The organism is Robertmurraya siralis, from assembly GCF_005502275.1.
GTDB lineage: Bacteria > Bacillota > Bacilli > Bacillales > Cytobacillaceae > Robertmurraya > Robertmurraya siralis.
In genome coordinates, this window is the sequence record NZ_SWLZ01000007.1 from 179,854 (window position 1) to 188,289 (window position 8,436).

At 34.7% G+C, this 8,436-nt stretch carries 6 protein-coding genes; all 6 read left to right on the forward strand.

What is annotated here, in order from left to right; genetic code table 11:
• The first annotated feature begins 320 nt into the window (after window positions 1–320).
• The 6 genes from FCJ93_RS11535 to FCJ93_RS11560 all read left to right on the forward strand — a co-directional run bounded on the left by FCJ93_RS11535 (window position 321) and on the right by FCJ93_RS11560 (window position 8,337).
• Window positions 321–1,019, forward strand: a complete 699-nt coding sequence (locus FCJ93_RS11535) for a response regulator transcription factor (RefSeq protein WP_137743735.1) — start codon at window positions 321–323, stop codon at window positions 1,017–1,019.
• Between the two features lie 3 nt (window positions 1,020–1,022).
• Complete coding sequence (locus FCJ93_RS11540; protein ID WP_095314616.1) at window positions 1,023–2,480, forward strand: HAMP domain-containing sensor histidine kinase; 1,458 nt, start codon at window positions 1,023–1,025, stop codon at window positions 2,478–2,480.
• Window positions 2,477–3,610 (forward strand): WD40 repeat domain-containing protein, encoded by a 1,134-nt coding sequence (locus FCJ93_RS11545; RefSeq protein ID WP_235879456.1) that lies wholly within the window; start codon window positions 2,477–2,479, stop codon window positions 3,608–3,610. The genes FCJ93_RS11540 and FCJ93_RS11545 overlap by 4 nt, the downstream gene beginning before the upstream one ends.
• A 367-nt stretch (window positions 3,611–3,977) precedes the next feature.
• On the forward strand, window positions 3,978–4,868 hold the full coding sequence (locus FCJ93_RS11550) for a polysaccharide deacetylase family protein (RefSeq protein WP_137743737.1): 891 nt from the start codon (window positions 3,978–3,980) through the stop codon (window positions 4,866–4,868).
• Between the two features lie 134 nt (window positions 4,869–5,002).
• On the forward strand, window positions 5,003–6,028 hold the full coding sequence (locus tag FCJ93_RS11555) for an LCP family protein (RefSeq protein ID WP_235879464.1): 1,026 nt from the start codon (window positions 5,003–5,005) through the stop codon (window positions 6,026–6,028).
• A 491-nt stretch (window positions 6,029–6,519) separates the two neighbouring features.
• Window positions 6,520–8,337, forward strand: coding sequence for a sensor histidine kinase (locus FCJ93_RS11560; protein WP_137743738.1), 1,818 nt, complete (start codon window positions 6,520–6,522; stop codon window positions 8,335–8,337).
• Window positions 8,338–8,436: the final 99 nt, after the last annotated feature.

Consider the following 8,436-nt stretch of genomic DNA (forward strand, 5'->3'; position numbering starts at 1 on the left):
GAAAAACGAAGGCTTTTCATCGAAATAAGGTACAAACAGTGCGGAAGAATTAAAAAGCAGGGGGGAATGAAGTCCTGCAGAATTTGTTGTGCTACAATAATTTAGAGAATATCTATGTTTTTTATGGCTTTGTTGAATGTCGGTGTTGATTTTTGGATTATCTTCCCTTTGACCTTCAAAAATACTTACTAGCAGACATGTGTAACCAAGGTTTCACACGCAATGAGTAACAGAGCGTTTGATCAACAAAATTCTGTTTAACAAAGCTTTAAATAATAGCGAAGTATAAGTACATACGAAAAAGGAATGAGTGACTGTTTATGAATGAAACAAGGATTCTTATTATTGAAGATGATGAACCGATTGCGGATTTATTATCTTATCGACTTACATCGGAAGGTTTTCAAACATGTATTGCAACAAGCGGATCGGAAGGAATGAGTAAATTGGCAGAGTTCAAACCTAATCTTCTTTTACTTGATTGGATGCTTCCTGATTGCAGCGGTTTAGATTTATGTAAAATGGTTACGGAGAACTATAATATTCCAATCCTGATGATTACGGCCAAATCTGATATCACGGATAAAGTACTAGGATTGGAATATGGCGCTGATGATTATATAACAAAACCATTTGATCTTCGAGAGATCGTGGCAAGAATTCGTACGATTCTTCGTCGTTTAAATCATGCGAATTCAAGCGAACAAGGAAATACGGAAAGCGAAATAATTCGCATTAAAAATCTTGTGATCATTCCAGAGGAGAGGCTGGTAAAGAAGGATGAGCAATTAGTAGAATTGACACCTAAAGAATTTGATTTACTCATGACCTTGATTGAATCACGTGGAAGAATTTACTCTCGTTCCGAACTGTTAAATCTTGTATGGGGATATGATTTCGTAGGGGACACCCGAACGGTCGATACTCATATTCAAAGGCTCCGTAAAAAGCTAAATGCAGGTGATTTGATTACTACTGTTTTTGGGATCGGATATAAGTTTGAGAAGCTGGGGGGATAAAGGATGTTTCGAACGATAAAGGCTAAGTTTATTATTGGCTTTTTTGTTATTTTTGTCCTTTCTTTTCTTGTGCTTAATCAAACGGTAAAAGAGACGATATGGTCAAACAATCAAAAAGTTGTTACTTCAGATTTAGTTGATCTTAAAAAAAATAGTATTGTTTATGTAAGACAAGCGTTTTTGATTAATCATTATAAAAGCAATGAACTTTATTTTAGTGATATGGCTACAGACATGGTAAATGATTTAACACATTCGACAGGCAGCAATGTTAGTGTCTATAGCGTAGATGGTGAATTGTTAGCATCGTCTGATGAAGCAGCATTTTTAAAGAAAAGTGATGAAGATCTAAAAGAGGCTATTAGTGGAAATACTGCTTATCATATTATTTATGATCGGAGTAAGGCAGAAGCTCTTTTTTCATATCCAGTTGTCATTGACGGAACGAAAGTAGGAATACTCCGCTTTTCCAAGGATTTTAGTCTCCTTTATAAACAGAGTGGAGAAATTGTCGATTTCATTTTTTATATTGCATTGGCAATATTTGCAGTCGCGTACCTTTTTTCTTACATTCTTTCCAGAAATATTACGATTCCACTGACAAAGCTGACGGAGGCATCATCAGATATTAAGAAAGGGAATTTGGATGTAGATATCAATTTTCATAGAAAAGATGAAATTGGTCAACTTGCTGTTAATTTTAATGAAATGATTTCCAGAATAAAAGATCAAATATCTACGATTGAAAAGGATCGTGATCAGTTAAAAGAACTGAATGAACAGGAAAAGCGCTTTTATGATAATATTACCCATGAGCTTAAAACACCGCTAACTTCCATACTGGGATATGCTGAAATGATAAAAGAAAAGGGTGAATCTGATCAGAAGTTTTTTAATAAAGGAATGAATCACATAATAGAAGAAAGTAGGCGTCTTCACAATTTGGTGTTAAAGCTTCTTGAAATATCACGGAGTTCTTCTATTAATCAAAAGTTTGACAGAGTGGATGCTGGGGGAATTTTAAAAGATGTTTGCGAGTCAATGTCGTTTCGGGCAGAACGATATAAGAAAAGAATTCAAGCTGAAATTGAAGAAAATTTATATGTGTATGGCCAAGCCGATAGATTACGCCAGTTATTTATTAATCTGCTTGATAATGCCATTAAGTACAGCTCCGCTAATTCAGAAATAATGGTTGAAGCTAAGGCAGTTGAAGAAAAAATTCATCTTATTTTTAAGAATCCTAGCCCGCCCTTCGAGGATGTCCAATATTCCAAGTTGTTTCAACCACACTATTCAGCCAGCAATCAAACTACAGAAAAGGGAAGTATGGGGCTGGGGTTAAGCATTGTAAAAGCGATCGTTGAGGAACACAAAGGTGCGATCAAAATGTTCTATGAGGAAAATCAGACCATTGTTGCGATGGAAATCAATCGTTTAGGAGAGGAGGAACCATCTTGAACAAGCAGTTTATTGGCTGGTTATCGATCGCATTGCTTATTGTCCTGTTCGTATCCGGTTGCAGTGGAGAAAGAGCGGAAACAATTGTGATTCCAGCACAGGAAGAAAACAATATTGAAAATCATAATTCCCATCCTTTTCTGGTAAAAAAGATTTATCCTCTCCCTGCTGTTGATAAATTATTTGGTTGGTCCTCAAAGAACTCTATTATTGGCATTTTTAAAAAGGAAGAGGTTGCCAAACGGGTACCTGATTATCTTCATACGCTTGCGTTCCCTTATGAAACGCCGGAGATGTTACAAGAATGGCATCAGTATACTTTCAATCTGTTAGTCTCACCAGATGGTAAGAAGATGGTTGAAATCATGATGTCTTCAACCTCAAATAAGGGAATCATAAACTTGATATCAGTTCAGGATGGCAGTAAAACGGAAATAGCTACCATTGATTATAATAAATTAATGTACGTACAAGGAGGAGCGTGGTCGAATAACAGCCGTTATATTTGCTATCTTGTACTTGCGGCAAAGAAAAAGCAGCCAGCGGAAGTTCATCTCTTCGATACAGACACGGGATCACTTAAAACATATCCATTAAAGGAGATAGAGAATGAATCCCCAACAGCTATAAGCATTTCTGATAATGGTGATAATTTGTTATTGACGATACTACCGAACTCAAAACGAGATTCCAGTATCATCATGGGAACCATTACTGATAATGGGATTAATCTTCAGTCCGAAAAGTTAAGAACACTTGGTGAACCTACATGGTTGAATAATGACCAGTTTGTATTTTTGGGACCAGAAAACACTCTTTATGAGTACGATCAGCGGAATGGTGAACTTTCAGCTCTACTTGAAAAAGTAACCAGTTTTAAATTTTCTCCTGATCGCAAGAAAATAGCTTATTTTTTATACGATCGTGACACCGTTTATGCAGGAAAACTTCAAGGAAGGAATATTTTATTTCAAGAACCTGTATATCATGGCATCGTGCCGTTTGATTTGTTTTGGAGTCCTGATGGCAATAATCTTCTCATTCATGGACAGAAGCAAAGTTCACCGGCGGAAGGCTCCTTAACGCAAATTGTTCCAAATAATGACTCTGCTTATATAGTGGCCTTTTAGACGTAAAAAAATTTAAATTTATGATTGATTAAGCCTCATTTTAGTTTTTGACTAAATGAGGCTTTTTAATTTGTACTTCTTTAGCTCATGCCTTACAACTATATCTTACGTAAGGACATGGTCAAAGTCGTATGAATGGCAATAGTGTTAACGTAAATCTCCATCATTTCTTTTACCAAAAGGTTGATAGATTTTTTTGTGACATTTTGTTTACAAGTAGGTCAAACTTCTATGACAATTGTAGTTTATATTAAATCTTGCAAAGAAATATGTCGGGTTTTGTCAAAATATATAAAAATAATAGCTACTATCATTCTAATAAAAAGAAGATTACAATGTAGCAGTGGTATTATTAGGGGGCAAGAATATGTCAAACTTACAGAGAAGAAAAAGATATAAATTGAATGTTAAGGGAAAAATAGCCGTTGTCATATTTTCTTTATTAATCATCTCATTATGTGTTACATGGGCAGGGAAGGTTGTCGGGCAAATGTTTGAATCATCTAAAGCAGCAGATCCCAAAATCGTAGAGGAAAAGGTCAAAAGTGCTGATAACCCACTATCGAATGATTTAATAGATAAAAGCGCTGATCAGGGCACAAAGAAAGCTAATGATCCTATAAAGAAAGATAAAGAGAAAAAAGATTTAGAACTTGGCAAGGTTGTCTATTTAACTTTTGATGATGGACCGCATTCGACTGCTTCAGAAAAAATACTAAATCTGCTTAATCAGTATCATGCAAAAGCAACTTATTTTATGTTGAAGCCAAATATCGAACAAAATCCTCATATAGTGAAGAAAGTGGCTGAAAGTGGTCACTCTATTGGTGCTCATGGCGTCACACATGATGTATCTAAAATCTATCATTCTCCTGAAAATTTTGCATCAGAAATGAATGAAACACTGGATGCAATTTTTGATAAGTCCAATCTAAACTCGCGTTTGATAAGAGCACCTTATGGTTCAAAACCATATATTACTTCTCCATTTAGGGAAGTGATTGAACGTGATCATTTCATTTTATGGGACTGGAATATTGATTCCGAGGATTGGAAGATGCCGAGAGGTGAGTATGTGAACAATGTTATTCAGCAGGTAAACCAATATGTTGGTAAGAGACCATTGGTTGTATTAATGCATGAGAAACCAACTACAGCTAATCATTTAGAAGAACTGTTGAGTTATTTTCACGAAAATGGGTATGAAATGAAAGCAATAGATGAATCGATGAAGCCGATACAATTTAAAGTGGAGTAATAAATAACTCCGAATCTCTCATTCTAGTCTTGAATGAATGCGATCCTCAATATCTGCTTCAAATTTGTATTTTAAAAAAGCCAGTTCATCGCTGTAAATAAATTTAGCTTAGAAAAGAGGCAATGTGTTTGAGAGTGAAAAAAAAGAGAATGTCCAAGTGGAAAAAATATACAATAAGTGTTCTTTTACTATTAGTGGTCACGACTGTTGCTTATGGTGGATACTTTTTTATTCATGTTTACAACGCAGCAACTGAAGCATATGAAGAGATAGAGCGTCCAGATGGTAACTCAGAGCTGAGAAATACAGCTGTTAATATAGGAAAGGAGCCGACATCGCTCTTATTAATTGGTGTCGAGAATTATGCAACAAGCGGAGAAAATGGGCGAGCAGATTCCCTTATTGTTGTTACATTAAATCCTAAAACAGCAAATGTAACGATAACTAGTATTCCGCGTGATACTAGAGTGGAATTTACAGAGGAGGAAGCAGGAAAATACGCCGGCACTCATAAAATTAATGCGGCATACTCATATGGCTCCATGAATGATTATGGTGCCAATAAACTTACAGTTGAAAAAGTTGAGCAATTATTAAATATTCCAATTGATGAATATGTCACCGTTAATTTTGATGGTTTTAGAGATCTTGTTAATGCATTGGGTGGTGTTACCGTCGATATTAAAGAACCATTTTGGGAAAAAGATATATATGCAGGTGGAGAAAGAATTTATTTTGAAAAAGGTGAGAAGAAGTTAAACGGGGAAGAAGCATTAGCTTTTGTGCGAATGAGAAAACGTGAAGTTAACAATATTTATTCCCGTGATGAAAGACAGCGACAATTTATCGAAGCGACTATCGATGAGGCCATTTCGACAAATACACTATTTAAGGTTGGTGAAATTTCTAAAATACTAGGGAAAAACGTTACAACAAGTTTAAGTCCAACCGAGATTTTCCAATTGCAACATGTATATTCTTCAATCAATACTGCTAAAATCAAATCCTTTGAATTAGAGGGCGAGGGTCAAATAATAGATCGTATTTATTACTTTGTTCCATCCGAAGAGGGACTCGATAATATTTCTAATATATTAAAGCAAGAACTGGAATTGGCTGCCCAAGAGGATTCAGATGATATAGAAATTAAAAATAACTAATTCTTGTATTTCTTCATTTATTTAGAAAGGAAATGTTTTGATTAAAAACAATTTTCATGGTTTTAAAGTAGATATAGCGTAGAGAGTGTTTTTAAAGCAATGCTTTTGAAAGACTCTCTTTTTTTTATGGTTGGAAATTTTTACACCTACCGAGTGAGAGAGCCTTATGCTTGATACTCTTGATTACCAAATTTTAACGCTTGAATTTTTAAAACATAGCTTTGTTAAACAATATTGTTGATTAAACGATTTTTGGCTCATTTCGAGTGAAACCTTAGTTTCACTCGAAATGAGCCAAAAATCAACACCAACATATAACAAAGCCAAAAAATTAAATAAAATGACTATTTTTTATTGAAAGTGTTCTAATAGGATTGAACAAACTTTCTATTGTTTTATAATGGGAAACAGAGACGTATGTTTAAATCTATATATCGCACAATAATAAAGCAAACATTGTTTAGATGAATATGACTATTTGCAGGTGACCAATGGGAAAAAAAATAACATTATCTTTATCAGCAATTCTTATTTTATTTACAGTCGTGTACGTTTTCACAGTATCTGGTTGGAAAAATCCCGAACTGCCAAAAGCTGAAAAGGGCATCTTAGATGTGAGTCACTTAACATTTGAGGATAATCAACTGATTACATTAGACGGGGAGTGGGAATTCTATCCGGGAGTTCTCATTGAACCTAGGCCATTAGCGTTTGGTGAATATCAAGAAGAAAAGAAGTTTATTAAAGTCCCAGATAAATGGGATGAGTATATTGAAAAAAATAAACCTTATGGAACTTACCGATTGATAATAAAGACACCATTTGCAGGAAATTTTGGCATAAAGGTTAATATGATTGGTTTTTCTAGCAAGATGTTTGTAAATGGCAACGAAATCGGACATAGCGGAAATGCTTCAGAGAATGAAGAAGAATATATTTTTGGTAATGCCAGATATAACGCTTTCGTTAATAGTGATGAGAATCAGCTTGAATTAGTTATCCATGTCTCAAGCCATCAAGTCACAACGGGAGGAATTCTCCGTCCAATCAAATTTGGTCCAGTTGAAAATATCTTGGCAAATCGAGATCTGTTTAAAGTATTAGATGCGATCGTGTTCTCCGGTTATCTTATATTTGGATTGATATACTTAGTTACGTATTTGCAACAACGGAAGAATTTATATGAATTGTATTTTAGCATTTTTTGTTTCATTCAAGGATTCTATACAGCAGCAATAAATGAAAGATTATTAATGTTGATATTTCCGGAAATTGGTGAAAGAATATTGCTGCAATGGCAGCTCATGACCATTCATTTATCTGTACTCTTCTTTTTACTATTTGTGTACAGCTTTTTTACACAATATGCCAACAAGAAAATGATTATGGCTCTTTGTCTTATGCTTTTAGTACCCGCTATATTTTTAGGACCTTTTCGTCCAATAAAGCTTTCGGATTTTTTTCCGCTTATATTTTTGCAAGTTTTAGTTGTTGCGTTGATTGGTATTGCCTATTGTTACATCCTGTTTGTTTTGATAAAAGCTTATCGTAATAAAATGGAAGGCTCCTTATATATCATAAATGTGGTTGTATCTTATGCCTGTTATGGAATTCTTCTAGGAGTAAATTTGTTATTTGAGGTAGAATTTGGAGGAGCACCGCTCTTTATCTTTTTATTTATGGTTATTGGACTATCGTCTCTCATGAGCTATCGATCTCAACAAGCTTTTAGAAAAGTCGATGAGTTGACGAAAGAACTTCTGCATTTCGATTCTCTTAAAGATGATTTCCTTGTTAAGACGTCACATGAATTACGGACGCCCCTGCATGTGATTCTTAATCTATCAAAATCAATATTGGAGGGCTTCTTAGGTCCTTTAAAAAAAGAACAACAGGAAAATTTACTGCTTATCCATAATGTTGGGAGGAGATTAGCGACATTAGTTGAAAACTTGCTTGATGCAGGGAATATTAAAAGGGGGGAAATTCATAATGAACCGGCACCAACATCCCTTCAAGTTGTAGGCGATATTATAGCAGAGATGTCCTATTTACTGCCTGATCGAAAATCTGTCAAACTAATAAATCACACTGATCCTTCGCTCCCATTGATGTACGTAGATGAAAACAGATTGAAGCAAATCCTCTTTAATCTCATTCATAATAGTATTAAGTATACGAAACAAGGAGTAATAACGGTTACAGCAGAAGTGCAAAATAACTACATGCAAATTTCAGTAGAGGATACGGGTATTGGAATAGATGAAGAAAATTTAACACGTATTTTTTCCTCCCTCTATAAATATTGATATATCAACGGTTTGAACCGCTGTTGGAGTGCCAAAAAAATATTTTTCGACACGATTCCTAATAAAATTTACCTAATATGTTAAACTATTCCAATACAT